The sequence below is a fragment of the Amycolatopsis azurea DSM 43854 genome (assembly GCF_001995215.1).
Classification (GTDB): Bacteria; Actinomycetota; Actinomycetes; order Mycobacteriales; family Pseudonocardiaceae; genus Amycolatopsis; species Amycolatopsis azurea.
In genome coordinates, this window is record NZ_MUXN01000028.1 from 250,968 (window position 1) to 277,744 (window position 26,777).

24 protein-coding genes are annotated in these 26,777 nt (G+C 69.1%); 12 read left to right on the top strand and 12 right to left on the bottom strand.

What is annotated here, in order from left to right; genetic code table 11:
* Positions 1-4: 4 nt before the first annotated feature.
* Both B0293_RS44965 and B0293_RS38455 read right to left on the bottom strand, forming a co-directional pair.
* Entirely contained in the window at positions 5-91 is an 87-nt protein-coding gene (locus B0293_RS44965; protein WP_360907593.1) for a putative leader peptide, read from the bottom strand.
* 152 nt (positions 92-243) lie between these two features.
* On the bottom strand, positions 244-816 hold the full coding sequence (locus B0293_RS38455) for a TetR/AcrR family transcriptional regulator (RefSeq protein ID WP_005158652.1): 573 nt from the start codon (positions 814-816) through the stop codon (positions 244-246).
* A gap of 82 nt (positions 817-898) precedes the next feature.
* Here B0293_RS38455 and B0293_RS38460 point away from each other — a divergent pair, with 82 nt between their 5' ends.
* Entirely contained in the window at positions 899-1,312 is a 414-nt protein-coding gene (locus B0293_RS38460) for a VOC family protein (RefSeq protein ID WP_005158655.1), read from the top strand.
* Between the two features lie 71 nt (positions 1,313-1,383).
* Entirely contained in the window at positions 1,384-2,598 is a 1,215-nt protein-coding gene (gene hemW / locus B0293_RS38465) for a radical SAM family heme chaperone HemW (RefSeq protein ID WP_005158657.1), read from the top strand.
* Here the strand turns inward: hemW and B0293_RS38470 are convergent.
* From B0293_RS38470 to B0293_RS44825, 4 genes are read right to left on the bottom strand one after another with little or no spacing between them, the layout of a single operon-like run.
* Complete coding sequence (locus B0293_RS38470) at positions 2,591-3,283, bottom strand: hypothetical protein (protein WP_005158664.1); 693 nt, start codon at positions 3,281-3,283, stop codon at positions 2,591-2,593. The genes hemW and B0293_RS38470 overlap by 8 nt on opposite strands.
* On the bottom strand, positions 3,280-5,082 hold the full coding sequence (locus B0293_RS38475) for a carbamoyltransferase family protein (protein WP_005158666.1): 1,803 nt from the start codon (positions 5,080-5,082) through the stop codon (positions 3,280-3,282). Before B0293_RS38475 ends, B0293_RS38470 begins: the two co-directional genes overlap by 4 nt.
* 21 nt (positions 5,083-5,103) lie before the next feature.
* On the bottom strand, positions 5,104-6,384 hold the full coding sequence (locus B0293_RS38480; protein WP_005158668.1) for a hypothetical protein: 1,281 nt from the start codon (positions 6,382-6,384) through the stop codon (positions 5,104-5,106).
* A complete protein-coding gene (locus B0293_RS44825; protein WP_322789254.1) occupies positions 6,381-8,573 on the bottom strand; it encodes a glycosyltransferase in 2,193 nt (730 codons plus the stop codon). The genes B0293_RS38480 and B0293_RS44825 overlap by 4 nt, the downstream gene beginning before the upstream one ends.
* Before the next feature lie 365 nt (positions 8,574-8,938).
* Between B0293_RS44825 and B0293_RS38490 the strand changes: the two genes are divergently transcribed.
* Genes B0293_RS38490 through B0293_RS38510 form a run of 5 tightly spaced genes read left to right on the top strand, consistent with a single transcriptional unit; the run spans position 8,939 to position 13,851 of the window.
* Positions 8,939-9,664 carry a hypothetical protein gene (locus B0293_RS38490; RefSeq protein ID WP_039918312.1) on the top strand — a complete coding sequence of 242 codons (726 nt, stop codon included), beginning with the start codon at positions 8,939-8,941 and terminating at the stop codon, positions 9,662-9,664.
* Complete coding sequence (locus tag B0293_RS38495; protein ID WP_005158675.1) at positions 9,661-10,698, top strand: GNAT family N-acetyltransferase; 1,038 nt, start codon at positions 9,661-9,663, stop codon at positions 10,696-10,698. The genes B0293_RS38490 and B0293_RS38495 overlap by 4 nt, the downstream gene beginning before the upstream one ends.
* The gene (locus tag B0293_RS38500) at positions 10,692-11,795 is read left to right on the top strand and encodes a hypothetical protein (protein ID WP_005158678.1); all 1,104 of its coding nucleotides are present in this window, start codon (positions 10,692-10,694) and stop codon (positions 11,793-11,795) included. The genes B0293_RS38495 and B0293_RS38500 overlap by 7 nt, the downstream gene beginning before the upstream one ends.
* Positions 11,792-12,835 (top strand): hypothetical protein, encoded by a 1,044-nt coding sequence (locus tag B0293_RS38505; protein WP_005158680.1) that lies wholly within the window; start codon positions 11,792-11,794, stop codon positions 12,833-12,835. The genes B0293_RS38500 and B0293_RS38505 overlap by 4 nt, the downstream gene beginning before the upstream one ends.
* Positions 12,829-13,851: a hypothetical protein gene (locus tag B0293_RS38510; protein ID WP_005158684.1), complete on the top strand. Its 1,023-nt coding sequence runs from the start codon at positions 12,829-12,831 to the stop codon at positions 13,849-13,851. The genes B0293_RS38505 and B0293_RS38510 overlap by 7 nt, the downstream gene beginning before the upstream one ends.
* Before the next feature lie 85 nt (positions 13,852-13,936).
* Here the strand turns inward: B0293_RS38510 and B0293_RS38515 are convergent, their stop codons facing one another.
* Positions 13,937-14,608: a TetR/AcrR family transcriptional regulator gene (locus B0293_RS38515; protein ID WP_005158687.1), complete on the bottom strand. Its 672-nt coding sequence runs from the start codon at positions 14,606-14,608 to the stop codon at positions 13,937-13,939.
* A gap of 113 nt (positions 14,609-14,721) precedes the next feature.
* On the opposite strand from B0293_RS38515, the gene B0293_RS38520 reads away from it, so the two are divergent.
* The 4 genes from B0293_RS38520 to B0293_RS38535 are packed head-to-tail and all read left to right on the top strand — an operon-like array spanning position 14,722 to position 18,480.
* Positions 14,722-15,165, top strand: coding sequence for an SgcJ/EcaC family oxidoreductase (locus B0293_RS38520; protein ID WP_005158689.1), 444 nt, complete (start codon positions 14,722-14,724; stop codon positions 15,163-15,165).
* A gap of 29 nt (positions 15,166-15,194) precedes the next feature.
* Positions 15,195-15,995: a siderophore-interacting protein gene (locus B0293_RS38525; protein ID WP_005158691.1), complete on the top strand. Its 801-nt coding sequence runs from the start codon at positions 15,195-15,197 to the stop codon at positions 15,993-15,995.
* A 10-nt stretch (positions 15,996-16,005) separates the two neighbouring features.
* Positions 16,006-17,241, top strand: a complete 1,236-nt coding sequence (locus B0293_RS38530; protein WP_005158693.1) for a serine hydrolase domain-containing protein — start codon at positions 16,006-16,008, stop codon at positions 17,239-17,241.
* Positions 17,242-17,250: 9 nt separating this feature from the next.
* The gene (locus B0293_RS38535) at positions 17,251-18,480 is read left to right on the top strand and encodes a styrene monooxygenase/indole monooxygenase family protein (protein ID WP_005158696.1); all 1,230 of its coding nucleotides are present in this window, start codon (positions 17,251-17,253) and stop codon (positions 18,478-18,480) included.
* On the opposite strand, the gene B0293_RS38540 is transcribed toward B0293_RS38535, so the two are convergent.
* On the bottom strand, positions 18,456-19,928 hold the full coding sequence (locus B0293_RS38540; RefSeq protein ID WP_005158699.1) for an alpha/beta hydrolase: 1,473 nt from the start codon (positions 19,926-19,928) through the stop codon (positions 18,456-18,458). The genes B0293_RS38535 and B0293_RS38540 overlap by 25 nt on opposite strands.
* Before the next feature lie 173 nt (positions 19,929-20,101).
* Here B0293_RS38540 and B0293_RS38545 point away from each other — a divergent pair, with 173 nt between their 5' ends.
* Positions 20,102-21,598: an FAD-dependent monooxygenase gene (locus B0293_RS38545; RefSeq protein WP_005158702.1), complete on the top strand. Its 1,497-nt coding sequence runs from the start codon at positions 20,102-20,104 to the stop codon at positions 21,596-21,598.
* A 298-nt stretch (positions 21,599-21,896) separates the two neighbouring features.
* Here the strand turns inward: B0293_RS38545 and B0293_RS38550 are convergent, their stop codons facing one another.
* Genes B0293_RS38550 through B0293_RS38565 form a run of 4 tightly spaced genes read right to left on the bottom strand, consistent with a single transcriptional unit; the run spans position 21,897 to position 26,646 of the window.
* On the bottom strand, positions 21,897-22,886 hold the full coding sequence (locus B0293_RS38550; protein WP_005158705.1) for a TIGR03842 family LLM class F420-dependent oxidoreductase: 990 nt from the start codon (positions 22,884-22,886) through the stop codon (positions 21,897-21,899).
* A 10-nt stretch (positions 22,887-22,896) separates the two neighbouring features.
* Positions 22,897-24,282, bottom strand: a complete 1,386-nt coding sequence (hydA, locus tag B0293_RS38555; protein WP_005158706.1) for a dihydropyrimidinase — start codon at positions 24,280-24,282, stop codon at positions 22,897-22,899.
* A complete protein-coding gene (locus B0293_RS38560; RefSeq protein ID WP_005158709.1) occupies positions 24,282-25,124 on the bottom strand; it encodes a nitrilase-related carbon-nitrogen hydrolase in 843 nt (280 codons plus the stop codon). Before B0293_RS38560 ends, hydA begins: the two co-directional genes overlap by 1 nt.
* Positions 25,075-26,646, bottom strand: a complete 1,572-nt coding sequence (locus B0293_RS38565) for an NCS1 family nucleobase:cation symporter-1 (RefSeq protein WP_005158711.1) — start codon at positions 26,644-26,646, stop codon at positions 25,075-25,077. Before B0293_RS38565 ends, B0293_RS38560 begins: the two co-directional genes overlap by 50 nt.
* Positions 26,647-26,777 lie beyond the last annotated feature (131 nt).

Genomic DNA, 26,777 nt, shown 5'->3' on the forward strand with positions numbered 1-26,777 from the left:
GGAGTCAGCGGTTCGTCGCACAGAGCGCGCTCGCCACGCGACGGAGATCCACGTGGCGGCGGGCCACGAGGGTGATTCCGGCGCGGGTCATTTCTTCAGCGTGCCACGCGCCCACTATGTGGTCTAGGCCGGTCCGAATGCTGGGAACAGGGTCCGAAGTCGACTGTTTCTGCAGGTCAGATGCCTGTTTTGAAGGTCAAGCCCGACTTCGTCGACGGCACTGTGACGCAGAACGCGCAAGGCTCAAGAAGGCAGGACGCGGTCCACGATGACGCGGATGACGTCTTCGTCGGAAACGTCCGCGAGCACCTCCGGGAGGGTGAGCCGCTCGACGGTGAGCCCGGTCAGCGCGAGGTACATCAGGAGCACCTCGGCGCGCCCGCCCGGCATCCCCGCGGCGACGTGCCAGTCGACGCTCATGTCGATGCCCTCGCGGACGGTCTTGGTCAACGCGGCCGAAAGATCCGGGCGCCGGGTGGCTTCGAGCCGGAGTTCGAGCAAGGCGAGATAAGGCTCGCGATGGCCGGTCAGCCGTCCCATGAGTTCGCCGAGCAGGACGCCGACCCGGTCGTGGGACGGGGACTCCGCCTGCGGGTTCGCCATCACCTCGGCCGGTGCCGACAGTCGTTCCTGCACGCGGACGCCGACCTCGCCGAGCAGCTGGTCCCGGTTGCGGAAGTAGTTGGACGTCGTCCCCGGCGGGACGTCCGCCTCGACGTCCACGGCGCGGTAGGTCAGCCCGCGCGCGCCCTCGCGGGCGAGGACGGCGATGGCGGCGTCGGTGAGCGCTGTCCGGCGCTCCGGGTTCTGTCGCATCGGAACATTCTCCTTGCCTTCGTCAAACCACTGTGCTTATAGTACTACACATCAAGTGGTTCGAACTGGGAGGAAACACCAGATGCAACTCAGCGGTTTCGGTGCCTGTGTGCTCGTCGACGACATCGCCGAGACCACCGCCTGGTGGAAGCGGCACCTGCGGTTGACGGTGACGATCGAGCTCGACTGGTTCTCCAGCCTCAACGTCGGAGTGCCGGGCTACGAGATGAGCTTCGCGAAGCGCGGCCACAAGGCCACGCCGGAGCCCTGGCGGGCGCAGGAGCCCGCCGGGTCGATGGTCGGGCTGATGGTCGCCGACGCGGCGGCCGAGTACGAGCGGCTGCGCGGAGAAGGGGTCAAGATCGTCACGGAGCTCGTGGACGAGGAATTCGGTCAGCGGCACTTCTACATCGAGGACCTCAACGGCTTCCTGATCGACATCATCGAGCCGATCCCGCCGTCCCCGGAGTGGCTGGCCGCGAACGGGCTGGCCTGACCGACAGCACGTTCCGTGAAGGCCTCTTTCCCCGGGGAAGGAGGCCTTCACGGCGTGGGGGACACTGGGGTGTGCCCGCTCTGCTGCCCGAAACCACCACGCCCGTCGAGTCGGCGCTCCCCGAGAGCGCGCTGGAAGGACTCGGCACCCGGCCGTTCGGTGTCTACGTGCACGTCCCCTTCTGCGCGACCCGCTGCGGCTACTGCGACTTCAACACCTACACCGCCGGAGAGCTGGACAGCGATTCGTCGCCGCAGTCCTGGCTCGAAGGCCTCAAGCGCGAGTTCGACCTCGCCGCGCGGGTGCTCGGGAAGCCGCCCGCGGTCGACACCGTCTTCGTCGGCGGAGGCACGCCGTCCCTTCTCGGCGCCGACGGACTCCGGAGCGTCCTCGACGCCGTTCGCGACACCTTCGGCCTCGCGCCGGGCGCCGAGGTGACGACCGAGTCCAATCCGGAGTCCACCTCACCCGAGTTCTTCGCGGGCATCCGTGACGCCGGATACAACCGGATCTCGCTCGGCATGCAGTCGGCCGCGCAGCACGTGCTGAAGATCCTCGACCGCGTGCACACCGCGGGCCGTCCGGTCGCAGCCGCCGAAGAGGCGCGAGCCGCCGGGTTCGAGCACGTCAACCTCGACGTCATCTACGGCACGCCGGGGGAGCGGATCGAAGACCTCCAGGCCTCGCTGGACGCGGTGCTCGCCGCCGGCGTCGACCACGTCTCGGCGTACGCGCTGATCGTCGAGGAGGGCACCGCGCTCGCCCGCCGCATCCGCCGCGGCGAACTGCCCGCGCCGGACGACGACGTGCTGGCCACCGACTACGAGATGATCGACCGCGTCCTCGCCACGGCGGGTCTGCGCTGGTACGAGGTGTCGAACTGGGCGACGTCTCGAGAAGCCCGCTGCCGGCACAACATCGGCTACTGGCGCGGCGGCGACTGGTGGGGGGCCGGACCCGGCGCGCACAGCCACGTCGGCGGCGTCCGCTGGTGGAACGTCAAGCATCCGGCCCGGTACGCCGCCTCGCTCGCGGCCGGTGAGTCACCGGCCGCCGGACGTGAACTGCTGACCGGGGAAGACCGGCACCTGGAACGCGTGATGCTGGAACTCCGGCTGTCCGAAGGACTTCCGCTCGACGCCCTCGACGACGACGGCCGAGCCGAAGCCCGGGCCGCCGCCGCCGAAGGGTTGCTGGATCAGTCCGCTTTGGACGGTCAGGAGCGAGCCGTGCTGACCGATCGCGGGCGGTTGCTGGCCGACGGGCTGGTGCGACGGCTCACCTGAGCCCCAGCGCCCGGTCGACCCAGCGGCCGACCGGCAGCGCCACCACGATCGACGCCAGCACCAGGTGAACGAGCATGAACAGCACCGCGACCGGGACGCTCGGCGGACCGCCGAGGAACACGATCATGTGCGAGGCCCATTTCAGTTCGGTGGGCTTCGTCCCGGCCGACCAGACGTCGTTGAGCGCCCAGAACGTCAGGTCGTTCGCGCCCGAGATCACCACCAGGATCGACGCGATCCCGGCCTTGAGCACGTTCGCCGTCCGGCCGCCGCCGAGGCGGTACGCCATCAGTCCGAACAGGACGATGAACGTCACGACGAACAGCTCGAACTGGTACACCGGCTGGAAGGCGTCCTCGTCGGTGGCGGCGTTCCTGGCGAACGCCTGGATCCGCATCACCAGTTCGGTGTCCAGATAGGACATGTAGACGAACACCGCGAGCACGATCAGCGCGGGACCCCATTTGGTGCGCGGGAAGAGCGCCACCGTCGCGACCGCGAACACGAACGGGCACAGCTTGAACGCCCAGTCCGCCACGCTGTCCAGCGTCTGGTCCGGCGGCAGGATCACCATGATCAGCAGCGCGGTCACCACGGCCGGGACGGCGGCCACCAGCCACAGCCATTTTCGCCGCCGGTAGAGCGCGGGCACCCACCCGGTGGTTTCGGGCAGCGTGGCGGTCACAGATCCTCCTTCTCGGCCCAGAACGGCCCGAGGGCGAGCGCGTCGACGTCGGTCTTCAGGTAGCAGGCCACCGCGTCGGCCGGGCTGGCGACGATCGGCTCGTTGTTGTCGTTGAACGAGGTGTTGACCACCATCGGCACCCCGGTGAGCTTCTCGAACTCGCTGATCATCCGGTAGTACAGCGGGTTGTCCGGCTCGCTCACCGTCTGCACGCGGGCGGTCCCGTCGACGTGGGTGATGGCCGGGACCTCGTCGCGTTTGTCCGGCAGGACGTCGAACACCAGCAGCATGACCGGCGACGGGTAGTCGCTGACGAACCAGTCGCCCGCGCGTTCGGCCAGGCACGACGGCGCGAACGGCCGGAACGCCTCGCGGTGCTTGACCTTCTCGTTCATCCGCGTCTTCGAATCGGGATCGCGCGGGTCGGCCACCAGGGAGCGGTTGCCGAGTGCACGCGGCCCGCATTCCATCCGGCCCTGCACCCAGCCGATGATCTTGCCCTCGGAGATCTTCTTCGCGGTGTGCGCGGCGATGTCGTCGACCTTGGTGTACCGGACACCGGCGTCCTGCAGGGCCAGTTCCATCTCGGCCTCGGTGTAGTCCGGGCCGGTGTAGGTGTAGCCGTCGCGAGGACGCGGCTTGCCGTACTTGCCGACCGACACCTCCAGCGCCGAACCGATCGCGCAGCCGTCGTCGGCCGCGGCGGGCTGGGTGAAGAAGTCCTCGAACGGGGTCTCCAGCAGGATCCGCCCGTTCATCACGCTGTTCAGCGCGACACCGCCCGCGACGCACAGCCGCCGCGACCCGGTCTCCCGTTGGAGCCAGCGCGCCAGATGCAGCCCGGCTTCTTCCAGTGTGACCTGCAGGGCGTAGGCGATGTCGCAGTAGTGCTGCGGCACCGGGTTCTCGGCGGTGACGCGGGTCTTGGGCCGCGCCGGGCCGAACAGGTCGGTGAACTTCTTCGACATCACGTGCTTGCCGGTGCGATGGTGACCGAAGAAGCCCAGTTCGAGCTCGTACCCGCCGTCGTCGTCGAGATGGATCAGCTGCTTGAACGCGTCGACGTAGGTGTCCTTGCCCAGCGGCGCCAGACCCATGATCTTGCCCTCGTCACGGGTCGGGTAGAAGCCGAGATAGCCGGTGACACCGGCGTACATCGCGCCGAGCGAGTGCGGGAACTTGATCCGCCGGATGTCGATGATCCGGTTTCCCTTGCCGTGCCCCAGATACGTCGCTGTCCCGTCGCTGCCGATGCCGTCGAAGGTGAGCACCGCGGACTCCTCCCACGGCGAGATGAAGTACCCGCTGGCGGCGTGCGCCTTGTGGTGGTCGACCAGATGCGTCTTGAACTTCGTCGGGCCGGTCCAGCCCACGGCCTCCTTCACGTCGCGTTCGAGGGTGAAGGAGCGCTTGATGTGCGCGAGCACCGCGCCACCGACGTGGTAGTCGTCGACGCCTTTGCCGCCACCGGTTTTGAACGTCTCCACCATGCCGGCCGAGGAGCCGCCCTCGTCGCCGTTCTGGTTGCGGAACACCTCCAGCGTCGCCGGGAAGTACTTCGCGAACACCTTCGCCGCGTGGATGCCTTCGCGCCAGCGCTGCCAGTAGTAGGCGACGTGGTCGACGTCGGCGAGCGTGATCCCGCCGCGCTCCAGGCAGAACTTGATCGCCTCGGCGGGGAAGCCCCCGTCGTGCTTCACCCGGGTGAAGCGTTCCTCTTCGGCGAACGCGATGATCTCGCCGTCGCGCACGAGCGCGGCCGCCGAATCGTGGACCCTGCTGATACCCAGTACGTACATGTTCCTTCTCCAGTGCGACGTTCAGAGTTCGGGATGGTGGCGGCGCAGCAGCCGCCGGAGCACGGCCGCCCGGGTGCCGATGGCGAAGACGAGGGCGGCGAATCCGCCGACCGGTCCCATCGCCGGGACGAGCGCGGCGGCGGCCAGCGGAGTGGCGACCAGACCGGCGATCGAGGCCGACGCGGTGAGGGTGAGGACCTTGCTGTTGGTGTTCTCGATCAGGAAACCCGCGTAGAGCCGGACTGCGAACAGGACCGTTTCGACCAGGACGAAGACGCCGAGCACCACGTACGCGCCGACGGTGTCCTCGGCGGTCAGCACCGCGCGGGCCGCCGGGATCGCGAGCGCGACCCCCACCAGGACGAGGAAGACCAGCGAGCCCCGTTCGACCAGCTTGAGCAGTTCCGCCGCCCGGGCCCGGCCCGCCGCCGCACCGCTGCCGCGCATCCGCGCCGAGACCGTGGGCTGGTGCACCCTGAGCTGGTAGAACAGCAGCGAGCAGAACGCGCTGCTGGCCAGCAAGGCGACGTAGAACGGTCCACTGTCGACGGTCCGGCCCGCCAGGGCGAGGACCCCGAAGACCGACGACGTCGCCAGCACGTCCAGCACCTCGGTCATCCCGAGCAGCACGGTGCTGCGGCCGAAAGCGGGCCAGAGCCGGTGACCGTCGATCCTTTCCGCGCGCAGCCACTCCTTCGGCAGCAGCGCCGCGGAGGCGCCCAGGATGAGCAGGATTCCGCCGAGCAGCAAGACGAGATGGGTCAACGGCGACCAGCGCGCGAACCAGGTGCCCACCGTCACGACGCCGACCACCACCGCCCCGGCGCTGAAGGCCAGTGCGTCCAAAGTGGACTTCCCACGCAGGCGGTGCAGACCAGAGACGGTCATCAGCAGCCCGCCGGAGATCGCCCAGCCCGCGGCCGTCAGGTACAGCGCCGCGTCCGAACGCGGGGCGACCACCAGCGCGACCGTCATCGCCGCCAGGACCACCAGTACCGGTGCCACGGCGATCCGGATCGCCAGCGCCGCCACCGCGTTCCGGGTCGTCTTGAGTCGGGGCAGGCATTTCAGCGCCGACTTCTCGGCCGCGGACGGGACGAAGTTCAGCCACGACATCATCCCGAGCGCGGTGGCGAACCGGCCGTAGTCGTGTCCTCCCCAGGCCGTGATCAGGACCAGCCCCATGGCCTGGATCGCCAGTCGGAAGGCGCCACGGCCCGCGAGCAGCCGGAGCACCGTCGACGGTTTCGGCGCCGCGATCGACGCGGTGCCGGAGCCGTCGGTGAGCGACGTGCCGGTCAAGGGAGCGGTACCGCCAGACCCTGCTCGTCGAGCAGGAACTTCAGGGTGCCGCGCAGTTCGTCCTCCGCCGCCAGCACGGCCGGGACGGTCGGCGCCGAAAGCACGGCGTAGCCCATCTTGTAGCCCGCCTGCTCGTACGGCTTGACGAAGGAATCCTGTTCCGCGAACAGTTCCAGGCTGCTCACCGCGGGCATCGCGCGGACCTCGTCGGTGCCTTCGATCCGGATGATCCGGCCGCCGCGGTCCGAGGCGAGGATGTGCACGAGCGTCGGTCGCGGGTCGCGCGGCGAGAGCACGACCTCGCCGCCGGTCGCGGCGGCGATCCCCGCGGCGATCAGGTCGACGCCGGTGCTGAGCTCGATCGCCTCGGCCAGGCCGTTCCCGCCCATCCGGGCGCCCATTTCGATCAGGTAGAACTTCCCGTCGCGGCCGAGGACGGCGTCGAGGGTGAGCGGCCCGGTGCGGTAGCCGAGTTCGGCGCACAACGCGGCCAGCATCAACGGCAGCGCGCGATCGACCACCGGCGGCAGCCCGGCGGGCAGCAGATGGGACGCCGTCACGAAGAACGGCGGCGGGGTGAGCGTGCGCCGGGTGACCGCGTGGAACACGATCCGGCCGTCGACCACGAGCGCTTCGATCGTGTAATGCGAGCCGTCGAGGTGTTCTTCGACGACGAGCCGCCCGGACGGCGAGAACGCGAGCGATTCGCTGAACGCGGTGTCCAGGCCACCGGGGCTCGCGCACGAGACGACCCCGCGGCTCCCGGAGGAGTCGACCGGTTTCACCAGGGTGGGGAAGCGCAGCTGCTGCGCGGCGAGGGCGAGGTCCGGTCCGGGTTTCCCGCCGACACTGCGGTAGGTCGGCAGGCGCAGCCGGTCGCAGAGCTCACGGAAGACGGACTTGTCGACGGAAGCGGCGACGGCGGCTTCGGGCAGCGGATCCGGCAGGTTCCAGTGCCTGGTGAGCCAGGCGAGCGTGGGCAGCCCGACGTCGCTGGCCGGGCAGAGCACCCCGGCGATGTCGTCCCGGCCGTCCAGCGCGGCCGCGATCTGTTCCGGCGCGCGGACACTGACCTGCACGAACTCGTCGGCCAGCGCCGCCGCCGGCGCGCTCGTGCGGACGTCGACGCAGATGGTGCGGAACCCGAGTTCCCGCGCCCGGTGGTACGTGCTGACCGAACCGTCGGCCCCGCCCAGGATCACCAGGCTCCGAGGTGCCGCCGTGTCTTCGGTGTTCTTCACTCCCGCTTGCCTTTCCCCAGGATGGACCTCGGCCATGGCCGAGGCGTAGAGCCGGTCGTCCTCGTCGACCGCGAAGTTGGCTTCCCTGATGTAGAACTGCCGTGGCCTCGGCTGCCCCGCGCCGACCACGACCAGGTAGCGGACGGTCAGCGCGAGCACGGTCAGCAGGACGGCGAACATGACGAATTCCAGCGCCGACGCGGCGTTGAGGCCGAGAAGCCCGGTGGCGGCCGCGATCCCGGCGAGCACCGAGATCCCGGCGGTCAGCACCGCCGCGCACGACGCCACCGTCGTCAACCGCCGGGTGAAGCCGACGAACAGCTCGATGGCGTGCGAGGACAGAAAACCGAAGCCCACTTTGGACTCGCCGCGTTCCCTGGCCCGGTGTGCCACCGGGACCGTGGTGTAGCGGCTGGTCAGCCTCGGCACGGTGGCGAGGAAGTAGGGGGTGCCCAGCCGGAGGTCGACGATCTCGCGGGCGAGTTCCGTGCGCACCAGCCGGAAGGCGGTCGCGCCGGGCGGGATCTCGATGCGCAGCACGCGGCGGCCGAGAAAATGAAAGGCCGCGGTGCCCCAGCGCCGCAGTAAAGGATCTTGCCTATTGGTCCGGACGCCGAAAACGGCGTCGTACCCTTCCTCGGCCGTGGTGATCAATTTCTTCGCTTCGGAAGCGGGGAACTGCTGGTCGGCGTCGATATGCAAGATCCACGGTTTCCCCGCGTAGCGATAGCCCGCGGAAAAAGCGGCTTCGAACCCGAAGTTGCGGGTGAAGGACACGTAGCGCACCCGGGGATCCCTGTGCGCGAGTGCGCGGACGACGTCCAGTGTCCCGTCCGTGCTCCCGTCGTCCACATAGAGCAGTTCGAGTGGGAGATTTCCCAACTCGGCGATGATCTCCCGGTATGAGGGCTCGACGTTGTCGACTTCGTTGAAGCACGGAACGACCACGGTGAGTCCACACTGAACAGGTCCGGGTATCGACGAGTTCATCCGCCGAATCCCTGCAGTGTGTGCGCTATTGTGTTCGTAGCGTCACTCGTCGTGATTTCACGGTTCATGAGTCCCCTTGACCCCAGGCGTCCGGCAGGTCGTGCCGGATCGAAAGTTCCCGGTGTTATAGGCAGGTTCACTTTGCTCACGCCAGCACATACCGAAAGTTGGTCCTTTCAGCTCAGTCGAAAAGGTGGGAAGTTCGCAGAAAACCGGATGAACCAGACATGGGGTGTTTTCAAACCGGCGTCCATGACGCAGGCTTGCGCGCCATGTGGAAAGTGGGGGTGAGTGCTGCCTGGCGGGCCGCCTATCGGCGATCCGTGCGGTCGGCCTTCGCGACGGTGCCGTTCTATCGCGAACGCTGGGCGCTCGACGGCAGAACGGATCCCGTGCTGGTGCCCGGTCGCACCGGGACGGACTCCGGCGCGGCGTCGCTGGCCGAGGCGGTGCACAAGATCGTCGACCTCGTGCCGCTCGCCGGTGGCACGCAACGGATCGAGCCGAACCGGGGGCTGGGGCCCGTGCTGCGCGGGGCACGTTCGGTGACCGGGGACGCGCTGGTCGTCGTGCTCGGCGACGAGCGGATGCGGCCGCCGTCGGACCTGCCTCGCGGAGTCCGTTGCTGTGTGGTGGATCCCGATGTCCCGGCGCCGGGCGTGCTCGCGGAACTGGCCTCGGCGCTCCGCGGTGGCCGTCGCGTGGTCGCGGTCGGTGACGACAAGCAGCTCGCCGCTTTCGGTGCGGCACTGCCCGAAGACCGTGCGTACCGGGTCGAGTCCGTGCCGCGGCGAGAACTGGACACAATGGACACCGGGCCGTACGGCGTGCTGCACGATCCGGCGCTGGGATACCTGGGCGCGATCGAGGCGTGCGGCCGCTGGCACCTCGACTGGCCCCGCGTCTACGCGCGGCCCACCTCGGGCGGGCTCGCGTTCACCTTGCTGCGCCAGGATTCCCCGCGGTTCGTGGACGTGCTCCCGGCGGGCGGGGTGCGCGGCGAGATCGCGCCGTGCCCGCGGCACGGCACCCCGGTCGTGCTCACGTGAAAGTCGGTTTCCACGATCCGCGCACCGACCCCGCCCCGCCCGGCTGGCCGGAGTTCTTCGACCTGGCGCGCCTGCATCCGGTGTGGGACTACGACGTGATGGGACTCGACGCCTGGACCGCGCGGAATCCGCCGGTGCTGGGCACCGTGACGGACGACGCCGGGATCGTCGCGGCGTTCTCCGTCCTGGTCTGTCGCCCCCGGTTGCGTTACCGCTTCGCACCGGCGCCGGGACACCGGTTGCTGCGCCCGTTCTGGGCCGAGGTGTGCCAGCCCTGGCTGAGCGGCTACCCCGGACTGGCGTTCGCGCCGCGGGTCCCGGCCGCCGAACGCCGTCCGCTGATCCGGGACTTCGAACGGGTGCTGCGCAGGCGGCTCGGGCCGGGCCTGCTCGGCGTGCTGTACCGGGCGCTCGGCGAGGAATTCGCGAAGGACGTCCGAGGGCGGGGCAGGCTGGTGAAGCACGTGGATTCGGTCGCGGTGCTGGACAACCGCTTCGGCTCGGAAGACGAATGGATCGCGTCGCTGGCGAAGTCGCGGCGCGGCGGGCTCAGGCGGCAGCGGCGCCGGTTCGCGGCCGACCCGGAGCTGGTGGTCAAGGGCGGTCCCGGCAGGGAAGACCTGGACAGCGCCGAGATCGCGGCGCTCATCCAGGCGCATCGCGAACGGCACGGCAGGTTCGCGCTCGACGTCCGGACCATGCCGTCCGCCGCGTTCCTGCACCGGTTCCTCCGCCGTCCGGACGTGCACACGCTGACCTACACCGGCGCCGACGGCAGGTTGCTCGCGGTGAACACCCTGCTCGACCATCCGGACAGCCTGGCGAAACAGCACTGGGGCACCTTGCCGGTGGACGAGGGCGGCAGGCAGGGGCTGCTGTTCGACTCCTACATCCACGCGATGCGCTACGCCACGCGGCGCGGGGTCAAGGAACTCACCGCCGGGCGCGGACTGCCCGAACTCAAGGCTACGCTGGGATTCCGGGCGCGTCCCGTGTATTCCGCCGCCGTGCCGAGACCGGTACTGGGATGGTGACGATGAAGGTGGCGGAGCGGAGCACCGCGTTCGAGGTCGAGGTGCTCGATCCGAGGAGCGCGGCCGAACCCGCGGGCTGGCGGGAATTCCTGCATCGGGCCCGGCTAATGCCGGTCTGGGAGTACGAGGTCCTGCGCCGCGAGGCCTGGCTGGCGAAGAACCCGGCGGTACTCGCCGTGCTCCGCCGAGGCGAGCAGGTCGTCGGCGCGTTCACCGTGATGGTGTGCCGGAGCTGGCGGGCGGACGACTTCGCGCCGCTGTCCGTCCTCGGCGGACGGTTCCGTCCGCGCTGGGCCGAGGCCTATCTCTGGCAGCTCAGCGGCTATCCCGCCGTGGTGCTGGACGAGCGGCTGGACGAGGCCGAGCGACGGGACGCGGTCCGCCGGTTCGAACGGGCGCTGTGCGCTCACCTCGGCCCCGGGCTGCTGGGCGTGATCTACCGCGCGATGAACCCGGAACTCCTCTCTGCGCTGGACGGCCGGGGCCGAATGTCCCGGGAGATCGACCCGGCCGCCTTGCTGCCCAACGACTATTCCACTGTGGACGACTGGGAACGGACACTCGGCGACGAGACCCGGAAGACGCTGCGCGACCTGCGCGAGGACGGAGACCTGCGGACCGAGGCGGGCTCCGCTCGCGAGGACCTGGACTGCCACGAACTCGCCGTCCTGCTGAACGCCCACCGCACCAGGCAGGACGAACGGGCTTGGGCCGGGGGACAGCGGTCGCGGTTCGGCGGACTGCACATGGACACCCGGAGCCCGATCGCACCGTCCTATCTGGACGCGCTCGTGCGCCGTCCGGACGTCTTCACCCGTACCTACCGTGACGGATCCGGACGGCTGCTGGGATTCGGCACGCTGTTCGACGTCTTCGGCGCGTGCGTGCTGCACCAGTGGGCCGCGCTGCCGAGCGCGGGCGGCGGCCGGAAGGGGCTCTATGTCGACTTCTACGCCAGGGGAGTGGAGCACATGATCACGCACGGGCGTCGTGAACTGACCGCCGGCCGGGCGATGCTGGAGAACAAGACCGCGCTCGGCTTCGGCACCAGGTCCCTGGTGTCGGTCGCCGTGCCGAGACCGGTGCTGGGCCGATGACCTGGGAAGTGCGGGTGCTCGACCCGCGCACCGATCCCGAACCCGAGGGCTGGGCCGCGTTCCTCGCCGCCCAGCAGGCGCCGGTTCCCTGGGACTACCACCTGATCCGGGTGGAGTCACGATTTTCGCGCAGCCCCAACGTCCTCACCGTGATCAGCGCCGGGGGAGAGATCGTCGCCGCGGTGCTGGCGATGCTGTGCGCCCCGGTGGCTTCGGAGCGGCCTGGCGCGGTTCGTGGCGTGGCTCGATTGGCGCCGCGCTGGGTCGAAGTGCAGCACGCGTGGCTTTCCGGCTATCCGCCATGGTTGTTCGCGGACGAGGTCGACGCCGCCGACCGGCGGGAGATCATGCGCCGGTTCGAGAGGGCCGTCTGCCGCTTCACCGGGCCCGCCTGCCTCGGTGTCTTTTACCGCACCGTGGAGCCGGAATCGCTCGACATGCTGTCCGGACGGGGCAGGCCCGTTCGCGACACGGCGCCGACATCGGTGCTGGAGAACGGTTTCGTCGACGTCGAAGGATGGCTGGCGTCCCTGCGCCGCAGCAGGCGGCTGAGCCTGCGCGGGCAGGTGAAGAAGGTCGCCGCGGACCCGGGGCTGATCGTTCGCGCCGAAGCCGCCCGCGCCGACCTCGACGCGCTGGAACTGGCCACGCTGCTGCGGGAGCACCGCGCGCGGATGGGGCCGGTGAAGTTCGACCGGCGTGGCCCGATCACCGCCGAGTACCTCGCCGAACTCGTGCGCAGACCGGACGTGATCACCTCGACCTACCACGACGCCGACGGCAGACTGCTCGCGTTCGGCACCGTGCTCGATCACCCGGTGGCGCCGTTTCACCAGATCTGGGCCGCGGTGGCGCCGGAGGAGGGGCGGCCGAAGCACCTCTACTTCGACGCTGTCGTCCGGAACGTGCGCTACATGATCGAGGGCAACCGGAAGTCCCTGTCGATGGGGCGAGGGCTGACCGAGCTGAAGGCGACGCTCGGTTTCCGGCCGGTCCCGCTGCTCGGGGTCATCGTGCCGAGGCCGGTGACCCGATGGTGATCGAGGTGCTGGACCCCCGGCGTGACCCGGAGCCCGCTTACTGGAAACCGTTGCGGGCCAAGGCCGGTCTGCGCGCGGACTGGAGCTGGGAGGTGCTCACCACGCAGGCGTGGGCGGCGCGCACCGAGCAGCCGGTCACCGTGCTGCTCGAAGACGGCGAGCCGCGCGGCGTGGTCAGTTCCGCGTGGGTCACCGGACTGACGCGGCGGCACCGGTTCGCCCGGCCTTCGGGCCGCGGCCGGTTCGGCGGGCTCGACGTCCGTTCACCCGGTTCGTCCGCGATGCCGGGCTGGTGGTTCGACGACGAAGGCGGTGACGGCGGCGTCGGCAGGTTGCTGGACTCGTTCGTCCCCGCCATGCGCGCGGAACTCGGCTTCGGCCTGCGCGGACTGCTGGTGCGCCAGGTCGGTGAGTCCGGAGTGGACAGTGTGCGCGGCAGGCTGAAAATGGTGCGCCGGACCGAGGACGTCGCCGTCCTCGACGTCACGCCGTTCTCGAGCCGGGACGACTGGGTGAACTCACTGGCGAAGAAACGCAAATACAACCTGCGCAAGATCTTCCGCACCTTCGAGGCCGATCCTTCGATCGAGGCGCGGGTCGTGCCCGGCGCGGACGTCGATCCGGTCGAGATCGCGGAATTGTTGCGGCACAACGAATCCAAACACCACGACGTGCCGATCGTGCCGCTCCCGGCGTTCGTGGGCTACTGGAGCGCCCTGCTGCGGCAGCCCGATGTGCACATTCTCACCTACCGTGAGACCGCCACGGGCCGGTTGGTGGCCATCTCGACCCTGCTCGATCACCCGACCCTGCCGGTCGTCCGCAACTTCGCGGCGCTCCCGCCGGAGCTGGGCGGACGGACCAACCTGTATTTCCACTTCTACGGCGAAGTGCTGCGCTGGGCGTTGGAGACCGGGCGGCCACAGGTGATGTTCGGCAAGAAGATGGCCGAGACCAAGGCGTCGCTGGGGGCCCGGCTGGTGCCGCAGTACGCGGCGGCGCTCGCGCTGCTCTGACCCTTGGGCGGGCTGAAAGCGTCCTTCGCCTCGTCTTACGCGGTGAAGGACGCTTTCCGCACGTCGCATGCCGGGAAAGCGTCCTTCAGCTCCTGGAGACCAGGCCCGCGAGGAACAGGTCGATGGCGAACTCGAACCGCTCCCGCGCGGTCTCCTCGGTGAAGTGCTCGCCCGCGCCCAGGAGGTTCGGGAACGTGCCGGGCGGGAACGACGTCATGTACTCGACCATCTGCTTGCCGCGTTCCTCCTGCTCGGCCAGGTCGATGTCACCGTGTTGCCAGCCGGCCCCCTCGTAGGCGAAAGCCTTGGCGTAGAGCCATAACGCGTCGGCGGCGTACAGCGCCCGCTTGAGGTCGAGGCCGCCCGCGCGCAGCACCGCGAGCATGGCTTCGGCCTGCTGGAGGGCGTTCGCGCCGACCGGTACGGGGATGGCCCACGCGATCTTGGCGATACCCGGGACCGACGTCAGCGCGCGCACGTTCTCGCGCAGGAGGTCCTTCGCCTGCTCCACCCAGCGCGCCGGATCGGGCTCGGGGAACGGGCCGAAGGCGAGGACGTGGTCGACCATCAGCTCGTGGAGCTCCTCCTTGTTCGCGACGTGGGCGTAGAGCGACGCGGGACCGGTCTCCAGTGCCTGCGCCACCCGCCGCATGCTCACCGCGTCCAGCCCCTCCGCGGTGAGGAGCTCCAGTGCCGTCTTCACCACGAGCTCCTGGGACAGCACGGGTTTCTCGGCGCGACGCCGGGGCCTGCTCACTTCGTTCGCCTCCTGGTCCGGGGTTCCGTCGGGAACTCTACTTGACGCGAACACCGTTCGTCTGTAGAACAGTGTTCGTAACACGAACGCTGTTCGTCTAACTGGAGGACATCATGACCGAACGACAGAACGAAGTCCTGGCCGTGCTGGGCAAGCTCGCCGACGCGTGGAACGACGGCGACGCGGCCGCCTACGCGTCGCACTTCACCGAAGACGCCGACTACGTGACCTTCTTCGGGATGAACATGCCGGGCCGCGCGCTCATCGAAAGCTCGCACCGGTCCTTGTTCGAGGGGCCGATGAAGGGGTCGAAGCTGGTGCCGGGGAGCGGGGAGCCCAAGGTCCGGTTCGTCCGGCCGGACGTCGCGATCGTCGTGTCCGGCGGCGGGTCGTCGCTGTCGGGTGGGGCCAAGCCCGAGCCGGGCCGGGAATCGACGCTGACGTATGTGCTCGTGGAGGAGTCCGGCGGCTGGCGCGTCGCGTCCTTCCAGAACACCCGGGTGAGTGATCCGGCCGCGGGCGCCCGGCCGAACGAGGAGAGGCGTACGCTCGGTTAGGTTCACCTAACCCAGGAAAGGAATCGTGGATGGCCGAGGCGCGGAGAGCGGTATCGGCGACCCGGTTGCGGGTGCTGCGCACCGAGCGGATCACCCCGCACATGGTCCGGATCGTCGCCGGGGGCGAAGAGATCTCTTCGTTCCGGCCCAACGAATTCACCGACGCCTACGTCAAGGTGCACTTCCGGGTGCCCGGCGTCGACTATCCCGAACCGTTCGACCTGGCGCGGGTCCGCGAGGAACTGCCGCGCGAGCAGTGGCCGCGGATGCGCTCCTACACCGTCCGTGCCTTCGACCGGGATCTCGGCGAGCTGGTGCTCGACTTCGTCCACCACGGTGACGAGGGTGTCGCCGGACCGTGGGCCGCCGCCGCGAAACCCGGCGACGAGCTGCTGATCTCCGGGCCCGGCGGGGCGTACGCGCCGGGCGAGGAGGCCGACTGGCATCTGCTCGCCGGTGACGAGAGCGCCTTGCCGGCGATCGCCGCGTCCCTCGAGGCGATGCCGGCGGGTGTTCCGGTGCACGCGTTCATCCTGGTGGAGGACGCGGCCGAAGAGCAGTCGCTGACCACGAAGGGTGACGCGCGGATCACCTGGCTGCACCGGAGCCGGGGCGACGACCTCGCGGCCGCCGTCCGCGCTCTCGACTGGCGCGAAGGCGTCGTGCAGGCGTTCGTCCACGGTGAGGCCGCGTTCGTCCGGGACCTGCGCCGTCACCTGCTGGACGACCGGGGGATGCGGCGCGACCTGCTGTCGATCTCCGGGTACTGGCGGATCGGGAAGACCGACGAGGCGTGGCGACTGGAGAAACAGGCCGAGCGGAACGCGTAACCTCGGTCACATGATCGAGCTGAAGGTGGACGTCGACCCGGCCGAGGTGGGTTTTGACGCGGAGCGGCTGCGAAGGATCGACGAGCACTTCGACGGATACCTGGAGCGGAATCTGCTTCCCGGGTACCTGGCCGTGGTGACCAGGAACGGGAGGGTCGCGCATCTCGCGTCCAACGGGATGCGCGACATCGAGGCCGGGCTGCCGGTCGAGACCGACACGATCTGGCGTGTCTTCTCGATGACGAAACCGGTCACCTCGGTCGCCGCGATGATGCTCGTCGAAGCGGGACTCATCGACCTCAAGGACCCGATTTCCCGCTGGTTGCCCGAATTCGCGGAACCGAGGGTCTTCACGGTGGGATCGTCGGTCAAGCTGCTGACCGAGCCCGCGACCGAGCCGATCCGCCTCTGGCACCTGCTCACCCACACCGCGGGACTGACCTACGGGTTCCACCGCACGCATCCGGTCGACGCGGCGTACCGCGAGGCCGGATTCGACTGGGGCACTCCGCCGGGGCTCGACCTGGCCGGGGTCTCCGAGGCGATCGCGCGGCAGCCGTTGCTGTTCCAGCCCGGGACGGAATGGAACTATTCGGTCGCGACGGACGTCCTCGGCAGGCTCGTCGAGGTCGTTTCCGGGCAATCCCTCGACGACTTCTTCAGCGAGCGGATCTTCACCCCGCTCGGCATGCACGACACGGCGTTCCAAGCCGATCCCGGCGCGCTCGACAGGCTGGCCGCCCTCTACGTACCCCACCCAGCGACGAAGGCGCCGTTCCGCCACGACGAGATGGGCAACGTCGGCCGTGTCACGCCCTCGTGTTTCTCGGGTGGCGGCGGCCTGGTCTCGACGGCGGGCGACTACCACCGCTTCACGCAGATGCTGCTGCGCGGCGGCGAACTCGACGGCGTCCGGCTGCTCGGCCCGCGCACGATCCAGTACATGGCCACCAACCATCTGCCGGGTGGCGTGGATCTGGAGACCTACGGACGTGGCACGTTCTCCGAGGTGCCGTACGACGGTTTCGGCTTCGGACTGGGCTTTTCCGTGCTCGACGACCCGGTGAAGGCGAAAACCCTCGCCAGCGCCGGGGAATTCGCCTGGGGCGGGGCGGCGAGCACCGCGTTCTGGGTCGACCCGGACGAGGACGTCACGGTGCTGTTCTTCACCCAGCTGCTGCCGTCCACGACTCATCCGATCCGCGCCGAACTGCGTAACCTGGTGTATCAGGCCATCATCGGTTGAGGAGGATTCATGCGCCGGATCGTGGTGGTCGGAGCCGGTCAAGCCGGCCTGCTCCTGGCCCTGGGCCTGCAAACGCACGGATACGCCGTCACCGTGGTCACCGACCGCGACGCCGAAACGATCCGCGCGGGCAGGCTCATCTCGAACCAGTGCGTGTTCCACCCCGCCCTGACCCGGGAACGCGCGCTGGGCATCAACTTCTGGGACGGGACGGCCCCGGAGATGCTCGGCGCGTCGTTCGGGCTCGCCGGGGACTCCGCGGAACCGGCGATCGCCTGGCAGGCCCGCTTCGACCACCCCGCGCAGTCGGTCGACCAGCGGGTCAAGGTGTCCGACTGGCTGACCGCCTTCGCCGGACGCGACGGCGAGGTTCGCTACGGCAAGGTGACGCCCGAAGGCCTGGAGGAGTACGCCCGCGAGTTCGACCTCGTCCTGGTCGCGGCCGGGCGGGGGCCGCAGTTCGACGGTCTCTTCCCGCGTGACGCCGCCCGTTCCCGGTACCGCGAGCCGCAGCGGACCATCGGGATCCTGTACCTGGTGGCTGGTAACGACGAGCCGCTCCCGGTCTATCCGGGGCTGACGTTCGGGCTCTCCCAGGCCGGTGAGCTGTTCGGGCTGCCGGTCCAGTCCGTGCGCGGGCCCGTCTTCGGTCTCGGGTTCTTCGGCGTGCCCGGCGGACCTTTGGACGTCTGGGACGACGTCACCGATACCGACGCGCACTTCGAGCTCGCGATGACGTTGCTGCGCGAGCAGTTCCCGTGGGTCGAGGAGTCACTGGCCGGTGCTCGCCCCAGCGGGCCGCTGGACGCCCTGCGCGGCAGGGTCCTGCCGATCGTGCGCGACCCGGTCGGGACACTGCCGTCGGGGGCGAAGGTGCTGGCGATGGGCGACACGGCGGTGACGAACGACCCGATCGCCGGGCAGGGCGCGAACATGGCGGCGTACGCGGCCGCGGTCTACGAACGGCGCATCCTCGACCACGGCGACCGTCCGTACGACGAGGCGTTCCTGCGCGGCACTTTCGCCGAATACTGGGAAAGGGCGCAGCACGCGACCCGGCTGAGCAACGATCTGCTCGCCCCGCCGCCGGATCACGTGCTGGCCACTTTGGAAGCCGCGCAGACGGCGCCCGAGGTGGCGCGCCGGTTCGCGAACATCTTCGCCGACCCCGCCGACTACACGGGATGGCTCGCCGACGAGGAGATCGCCCGCGCCTACCTGGCGTCGAACGCCGCGTGATCCGGAGCGCAGACGGTGCCGCGCGCGGGGAGACGTCCGTAAGCCAGGTAGGCGTCGAGGGCCGCGTCGACACATTCGCTGCGATTCGCGGCGCCGTGTCCCCAGGCGTCCAGCGTGAGGAGCCGGGCGTTGCCGAGTATGCGTTCGGTCCTTTTCGCCCCGGCGTACGGCGTTTCCGGGTCGCCCTTGCCGTTGGCCAGCAACAGGATCGGCGCGGTCGGCCGGTTCCACGGCCCGGTGTAGCGGGCCGGGTCGGCGACGGGCCAGAAGGCGCACGGCATCGAGAGATACGTGTCGTAGGAACCGAAACCACGGCTTTCCTTGTCGGCGTCACGGGCTGCGCGAGGCCAGGCCGCCGGGTCACGCGGGTTCGTGGTGTCCGTGCAGAGCGTCCCGCCGCCGCCCAGCGCGGAATCGAACGGGGTCGCGATCGCCTTGGTGGCCAAGGACGGCTTCGTCGCTGACTGGAGGAACTCCGCCAGCGCGGGGGAGTTGGCCTCATCGGTCAGCGCGCTGTGGGTACGCCGGATGACGTCCTGATAGGTGATCGCCTCCGGCGCGGTTTCGAGCCGGTCCAGGATCGCGTCGTACTTGGCCCGCAGGTCCTTGCCGGGCTCGCGGAAGGCACATCGGGTGTCGGCCGCGCAGGTGTCGAGGAACGCCCGCAACGCGCGGTCCGCGTCCCGGAAGCCGCCGAGCCTGGTGCTGAACGGGACGTTCGCGTCCTCCGGACGGTGCCCGGTGGACCAGGCGATCGGATCGTCGACGGCGTCCAGGGCCAGGGCGCCGACGTGATGCGGGAACAGGTTGGCGTACACCTCGCCGAGATAGGTGCCGTACGAAAGGCCGTAGTAGCGCAGCCGGGGTTCGCCGACGGCTTCGCGGAGCTTGTCGAGGTCCCGGGCGACGTTCGTGGTCGACAGATGACCCAGCAGCGGCCCGGCGTTGCGGCCGCACGAGGCGGCGACCTCGCGGACGTCGGCGGTGTGCCGGGTCTCCTGCTCGGTGGTGATCGGGAAAGTGCCCAGAACCCGTTTGAGCGGCTCGGTTTCCGCGTCGCTCGCGAAACAGCGGATCGGCGTGCTGGCGCCGACCCCGCGCGGGTCGAAGCCGACGATGTCGAACTGCCGGTGCAGCACCGGGGTCTGGAACTTGCTGAAGCGGCCCGGATTCCCGGGGCCGCCGGGGTTGGTGAAGACGGTGCCGCGTTTGTGCTGCTGGTCGGTCGCCGGAAGACGGCCGAGCGCGAGCGTGATCCGAGGGCCGCCCGGGTCCTGATAGGACAGCGGGACCTCGATCTCGGCGCAGTCGTAGCCCGGTGGCGAGCCGGCCGGGCAGGCACCCCAGGAGATGCCCTTCGGCGCGGCCGAGGCCACGGGCGCGATCGTGACGGCGGTGAGTGCGGTGAGCGTGAGCAGAACTGCGGCGCGGGCTCCGATGGTGGTCACCGGCCCAGCGTCCCGCCTCGCGGGCGCGCGATCCCTGGGGCGCGTACCCGGAAAAATGGTGGGGTGAACCCCTCCATGTTCAACATATAGCGCACCGGGGGGCTTGCGGCAAGACCCCGGTCCTGCCGCAGAATCCTCGGCTGTAGCGAGAACAGGCCGAACAGGAGTGAAACTTGACCGACGTCGACGTGATCATCGTGGGTGCCGGCCCGACCGGTCTGATGCTGGCCGCCGAACTGCGGCTGGCCGGTGCGCGCCCGCTGGTCCTGGAACGGCGGCCGGAACAGGGCAAGACACCGAAGGCCCACGGCCTGAGCGGGCAGATCCTGGACGTGCTGCACCATCGCGGCCTGCTGGACCGGGTGCGGGCGCTCGTCACCGACCCCGTCCCGGCCCACCGCTTCCCGTTCGGTGGGGTGCATGTCGACCTCACCCGGTTCGAGGAGCCACCGCTGAAGGCGCTTTCGGTGCGCCAGCCGTTGCTGGAGCAGTTGTTGGAGGAACACGCCACCGAGCTCGGCGCCGAGGTCCGTCGTGGGCACGAGGTCGTCGGACTGTCCCAGGACGACACTTCGGTGACCGCCCGGGTCCGCGGGCCGGAGGGGGAGTACGACGTGATCGCCCCGTACCTGGTCGGGTGCGACGGTGGGCGCAGCCCGATCCGTGCGATGGCCGGGATCGGGTTCCCCGGCACCACCTATCCCGAGGTCAACCGGATCGGGCAGGTCAAGATCCCCGAGGGGCTGACCGTGCACGACAACGGCGACATCGAGACGCCGGAACTGGGCCGGATCGCTGCGGGGTTCACGCGCACCGACACCGGCGTGTTCGCGCTCGGCTCGCTGACGCCGGGGATCGTGTTCATCCAGACCACCGAGGACGATCCCGGCGAGGTCGACGACGACGTGCCGATGACGCTGGCCGAGTTCGGGGAGAGCATCCGCCGCATCCTGGGCAGGGACGTCCCGCTGGGCGAGCCGGTCCGGCTTTCGCGCTACCAGTTCTCCGCCCGTCAGGCCGAGCGCTATCGCGAAGGCCGGGTCCTGCTGGCGGGCGACGCGGCCCACCTGCTGCCGTCCACCGGCACGGCGATCAACGTCGGCATGTCCGACTCGGTCAACCTCGCCTGGAAGCTGGCCGCCGAGATCCAGGGGCGGGCTCCGGAAGGGCTGCTGGACACCTATCAAGTGGAACGGCACGCCGCCGGTGCCCGTGCGCTCTTGCAGTCCCAGGCGCAGGTCGCGTTGCGGCGCGGGCACGACGAAGCCGCCGATGCGCTCCGCGCGGTCTTCCAGGAACTGCTGGACGACGAGCAGGCCGCACGACGGCTGTCCTCCCACGTCGCCGGGACCGACCTGCGCTACCCGGCGCCCGGGGCCGCGCACGCGCTCGCCGGCACGTTCGTCCCGGATCTCGCGCTGGAGACCGACCAGGGCGCGACCAGCGTCGCCGCACTGCTGCGCACGGCGCGGCCGGTCCTGCTCGACCTCGCCGGACGGCCGGAACTGCGGGAACTCGCCGAAGCGGCGGGCGTCGACGTCCACACCGCGAAGGCCGAGGACCGGCCCGCCGACGTCCTGCTGATCCGCCCGGACGGCTACGTCGCCTGGGCGGGGGACGACGACGCCGAGGGCCTTCGCGAGGCTCTGGCGGCCTGGTTCGGCGCCTGACCCCTAGGCATTTCGTCCTCTGGATGCGGTAGTCGCGTGTGCAAGGACCGCATTCAGAGGACGAAACGCGGGGGTCAGCGGCGTCGCTCGCGTAGTGTCGCGGGGATCGCGCGAGGGTTGCGAAAGCCACTTTCGCAACGTTGAGGGTTGCGAAAGTGGCTTTCGCAACACCAGGGATCGTCTCAGCAGCGTGTGAAGGGGCCTTCACACGAGAGTCGCCGAAGGCCCCACGCATTTCGTCCTCTGGATGCGGTAGTCGCGTGTGCAAGGACCGCATTCAGAGGACGAAACGCGGGGGTCAGCGGCCGATGACGTCCGAGCCGTACCGCTTCAGCGTCTCTTCCCGCTGATCGTGCATGAGGTACAGCGCGAACTGGTCCACACCCAGCGAAGCCAGCTCCTCCAGCCGCTCCACGTGCGCCGACGACGGGCCCACCAGGCAGAACCGGTCGACGATCTCGTCCGGCACGAAGTCGGTCGAGGGGTTCCCCGCCCGTCCGTGGTGCGAGTAGTCGTAGCCCTGCCGCTCACGGATGTAGTCGGTCAGCTCGTGCGGCACCGGCCCGGAATCGCCGTACCGCGCCACGAGATCCGCGACGTGGTTGCCGACCATCCCGCCGAACCAGCGCAGCTGTTCCCGCTGGTGCGCCAGATCGTCCCCGACGTACGCCGGCGCCGCGAGGCAGATCGTGATCCCGCCCGGATCCCGTCCCGCCGCCCGGGCCGCCTCGCGGACCGCGCCGATGGTCCACCGGGCGATCGCGGGATCGGCGCACTGGAGGATGAAGCCGTCCGCGTGTTCACCGACCGTCTTCAGCGCCTTCGGCCCGTATCCCGCCATCCACATCTCGAGCCTGCCGTTGCGGATCCAGGGGATCTGGACCGGTTTGTCCCGCAGCAGGACCTCACGGCCCTCGGCCAGCTCCTTGACCACGTGCATGCAGTCGCGCACGGTGGCCAAAGTGGACGGTGGCATGCCGACCACCCGGTGCGCCGAATCGCCGCGGCCGATCCCGCACACTGTCCGGTTGCCGTACATGTCGTTGAGCGTGGCGAAGGTCGACGCCATCACCGACCAGTCCCGTGTCGCCGGGCTGGTCACCATCGGGCCCACGATCATCGACGACGTCGCCGCGAGGATCTGCGAGTAGATGACGAACGGTTCCTGCCACAGCACGCACGAGTCGAACGTCCAGCCGTAGCGGAAACCCTCGTCCTCGGCGGCCTTCATCAGCCGCACCAGGTCGCGCGCGGGCGGGTCGGTCTGGAGCACAATCCCGAAATCCACGGCCACCGCCTCAGTTCAGGTATTGGTTCAGGTCGCGCGAGAGGAATTTCCCGTGCGACGTACTGCCCGAGAAGCCGGACGGCGACACCACCACGCGGCCGCGCGACAGCACCGTCTCGACCTTTCCGGTGATCTCCAGCCCTTCGTAGGCCGAGTAGTCCACGTTCATGTGGTGCGTCTCGACCGACAAGGTCTGCTTCGCCGCGGGATCGTAGATGACGATGTCCGCGTCCGAACCCGCCGCGATGACCCCCTTGCGCGGGTACAGCCCGAACATCCGCGCCGGGTTGGTCGAGCAGGTCTCGACCCAGCGGCCGAGGGTGAGCTCGCCCGCCACGACACCCTGGTGCAGCAGGTCCATCCGGTGTTCGACGCCGGGGATCCCGTTGGGGATCGCGCGGAAGTCGCCGCGGCCGAGTTCCTTCTGGTCCTTGAAACAGAACGGGCAATGATCCGTCGACACCACCGAGAGATCGTTGGTCCGCAGCCCTCGCCACAGATCCGCCTGGTGCGACTTCTCGCGCAGCGGGGGAGAGGCGACGTACTTGGAACCCTCGAAATCCGGCTTCGCCAAGTCCTCGATGGACAGATACAGATACTGAGGACAGGTCTCCGCGAAGACGTTCTGCCCGTCGTTGCGCGCTTCCGCGACCGCGGCCAGCGCCTGCGACGCCGAAAGATGCACAATGTACAGCGGCGCGCCGGTCACCTTGGCCAGCTGGATGGCGCGCGAGGTCGCCTCGCCCTCCAGCTCCGGCGGCCGGGTGAGCCCGTGCTGCACCGGGTCGATCTTCCCGGCGGCGAACGCCTGCGCGGCCAGCTGGTCGATCGCGATGCCGTTCTCCGCGTGCATCATGATCGTCGCGCCGATCTCACGCGCCTTCTGCATGGCCAGCAGGATCTCGCCGTCCGTGGAGTAGAAGACCCCCGGATACGCCATGAACATCTTGAAGCTGCCGACCCCGCCGTCGACGCAGGCCTGCATCTCCTTCAACGACGAATCGTTGACGTCGGAGACGATCATGTGGAAGCCGTAGTCGATGGCGCAGTTTCCGTCGGCCTTCTCGTGCCACTTGTCCATAGTGGACAGCAGGGAGGTGCCTTTGGCCTGGACGGCGAAGTCGATGATCGTGGTCGTCCCGCCCCACGCCGCCGCCGTCGTCCCGGTGCCGAAGGTGTCGACGGAATGCGTCCCGCCGAACGGCATCTCCATATGCGTGTGCGCGTCGATCCCGCCGGGCAGCACGTACTTCCCGGTGGCGTCGATGATCGTGTCGGCGGGCCCCAGCGTGCCCGGGGCACCGACGGCCACGATCGTCTCGCCGTCGACGAGGACGTCCGCCTCCGAAGCGCCGGCCGTGGACAGCACCTGCCCGCCGCTGATGAGGGTGGTCATCACGCCTCCGCGAGGGGTCCGTAGCTGTCGGGACGGCGGTCTCGGTAGAAGGCCCACAGATCCCGCACTTCGGCGAGCAGCCCCATGTCGAGGTCGCGGACGACGATCTCCTCCTCGGTGTCGGACGCGGCTTCACCGACGAGCTGGCCGCGTGGGTCCGCGAAATACGTCTGGCCGTAGAAGTCGTTGTCGCCCAAGGGTTCTACGCCGACGCGGTTGATCGTGCCGACGTAGTACTCGTTCGCGACGGCCGCCGCGGGCTGCTCCAGCCGCCACAGGTACTCCGACAGGCCGCGGCTGGTCGCGGACGGGTTGAACACGATCTTCGCGCCCGCCAGGCCCAGCGCGCGCCAGCCCTCCGGGAAGTGCCGCTCGTAACAGATGTAGACGCCGATGCGGCCGACGGCTGTGTCGAACACCGGGTAGCCCATGTTCCCGGGCCGGAAGTAGAACTTCTCCCAGAAGCCCTTCACCTGCGGGATGTGGTTCTTGCGGTGCTTGCCGAGGTAGGTGCCGTCGGCGTCGATCACCGCGGCGGTGTTGTAGTACACGCCGGGCTGCTCGACCTCGTACATCGGCACGACCAGTACGACGCCGTGGCGTTCGGCGACCTCCTGCATGAGCTTCGTCGTCGGCCCGTCGGGGATGCCTTCGGTGTAGGAGTAGTAGTCGGTGTCCTGCACCTGGCAGAAATACGGGCCGTAGAACAACTCCTGCAGGCAGATGACTTGAGCCCCCTGCGAAGCGGCCTTGCCGATGGCTTCGACCGCGTTCGCGATCATGGACTCCTTGTCACCGGTCCACCGCTGCTGGATCAATCCGGCTCGGACCACGTCGCTCACTTGCATCCTCCTCGATATCGGTGGTGCGGTTGCGTTCGGGCAGGGACAGCAGCAGGTAGACGACGAAAGCGCCCGCCAGGCCGACGACCCAGTTGTAGTCGTAGAGCGGTTTCAGGACCGGGATCAGCCCGTCGGCGGGGAACGGCCCGCCGTACGCGCCGCCGACCGAGAGCACGGCGCCGACCAGTGTCGCGACCAGTGCGCGCCAGTTCCAGCCGCCGTTGAACCAATAGATGCCACGTTCGGTGTAGAGGTCCCGCAGTTTCAGCTGGGTGCGGTTGACCACCCAGTAGCCGGCGACGAGCACCCCGGCGACGGCGCCGAGCAGGCCGCCGTAGAACCCGAGCCACGCGAAGATGTAGATGTTCGGGTCGGAGTAGAGCCGCCACGGCTGGATGAGGATGCCGATGATCCCGGTGATCAGCCCGCCGACGGCGAAGGTGATCTTCTTCGGGAACGCGTTGGAGAAGTCGTAGGACGGGCTGACCACGTTGGCCGCGAGGTTCGCCGACACGGTCGCCAGCACCAGCGCGATCAGCGCGACCACCACGACGACCGGGGAATCGAACCGGTCGGCCAGCTTCGCCGGGTCCCAGATCTGCTCGCCGTAGAGAACGCTGCCGCCCGAGGTGGTCAGGATGGCCACGACCGCGATGAACGTCATCGTCGTCGGCAGGCCGAGGATCTGGCCGCGGACCTGTTTGCCCTGGCTGCCGCCGAAGCGGGTGAAGTCCGGCATGTTCAGCGAAAGCGTCGACCAGAACGCGATCATCGCCATCAGCGACGGCGCGAACACCTTCCAGAAGTCCGGTCCCCAGCCGAGTTTCCCGGGTTCGGCCAGGATCGGGCCGAGCCCGCCCGCCTTGACCAGCACGTAGCCCAGCAGGATCAGGAAGCCGACCGACACCAGCGGCGCCGTCCAGTTCTCGAACCGGCGGACAGCCTCCATCCCGCGCCAGATGATGAGCATCTGGAGCAGCCAGAACAGCCCGAAGGAGAGCCAAAGCGTCCAGTGCTGCCCGAGGACGATCGCGGAGTCCTTCCAGCCGGAGCCCACCAGTCGCCCGACGATGATGTAGATCGCCTCACCGCCGACCCAGGTCTGGATGCCGAACCAGCCGCACGCGATGAACGCCCGCAGCAACGCCGCCAGATTCGCCCCGCGCATGCCGAAGAACGCGCGGGCGAACACCGGGAACGGGATGCCGTACTTCGTCCCGGCGTGACTGTTGAGCAGCATCGGGATCAGCACGATCAGGTTGCCGACGGTGATCGTGATCAGCGCCTGGACCCAGTTCATCCCGAGCGCGATCAGCGACGCGGCGAGCGCGTAGGACGGGATGTTGTGCGCCATGCCCATCCACAGCGCGAAGTAGGTGTATGTGGTCCAGGTCCGCTTTTCGACCGGAACCGGTGCGAGTTCTTCGTTGTAGAAGCGGCTGTCCTTCAAGGACTCGACCTCGCCGAGTTCTACCCGGCCATCAGGATGCACGTGCTGCGTACCGCGTGCCGTCGGCTCCATTGCGGAATCGTGCTCGCCCGCCCCGCGCGGGTGGGACTGGCAGACTGTTCACTGTTGAGGGCGTCGGAGCGCAGACTGTCGATTGCTTTCGCGGGGGCGCGGTGCATGACCTGCGTCACACACACGGACGT

What these genes read in the sequence shown, in the direction of transcription:
- B0293_RS38460 (WP_005158655.1), top strand. Translation starts at nt 899, where the DNA reads ATGCAACTCAGCGGTTTCGGTGCCTGTGTGCTCGTCGACGACATCGCC.
- B0293_RS38525 (WP_005158691.1), top strand. Translation starts at nt 15,195, where the DNA reads ATGGCCGAGGCGCGGAGAGCGGTATCGGCGACCCGGTTGCGGGTGCTG.
- B0293_RS38520 (WP_005158689.1), top strand. Translation starts at nt 14,722, where the DNA reads ATGACCGAACGACAGAACGAAGTCCTGGCCGTGCTGGGCAAGCTCGCC.
- B0293_RS38565 (WP_005158711.1), bottom strand. Translation starts at nt 26,646, where the DNA reads ATGGAGCCGACGGCACGCGGTACGCAGCACGTGCATCCTGATGGCCGG.
- B0293_RS38530 (WP_005158693.1), top strand. Translation starts at nt 16,006, where the DNA reads ATGATCGAGCTGAAGGTGGACGTCGACCCGGCCGAGGTGGGTTTTGAC.
- B0293_RS38505 (WP_005158680.1), top strand. Translation starts at nt 11,792, where the DNA reads ATGACCTGGGAAGTGCGGGTGCTCGACCCGCGCACCGATCCCGAACCC.
- B0293_RS44965 (WP_360907593.1), bottom strand. Translation starts at nt 91, where the DNA reads ATGACCCGCGCCGGAATCACCCTCGTGGCCCGCCGCCACGTGGATCTC.
- B0293_RS38535 (WP_005158696.1), top strand. Translation starts at nt 17,251, where the DNA reads ATGCGCCGGATCGTGGTGGTCGGAGCCGGTCAAGCCGGCCTGCTCCTG.
- B0293_RS38500 (WP_005158678.1), top strand. Translation starts at nt 10,692, where the DNA reads ATGGTGACGATGAAGGTGGCGGAGCGGAGCACCGCGTTCGAGGTCGAG.
- hydA (WP_005158706.1), bottom strand. Translation starts at nt 24,282, where the DNA reads ATGACCACCCTCATCAGCGGCGGGCAGGTGCTGTCCACGGCCGGCGCT.
- B0293_RS38455 (WP_005158652.1), bottom strand. Translation starts at nt 816, where the DNA reads ATGCGACAGAACCCGGAGCGCCGGACAGCGCTCACCGACGCCGCCATC.
- B0293_RS38510 (WP_005158684.1), top strand. Translation starts at nt 12,829, where the DNA reads ATGGTGATCGAGGTGCTGGACCCCCGGCGTGACCCGGAGCCCGCTTAC.
- B0293_RS38475 (WP_005158666.1), bottom strand. Translation starts at nt 5,082, where the DNA reads ATGTACGTACTGGGTATCAGCAGGGTCCACGATTCGGCGGCCGCGCTC.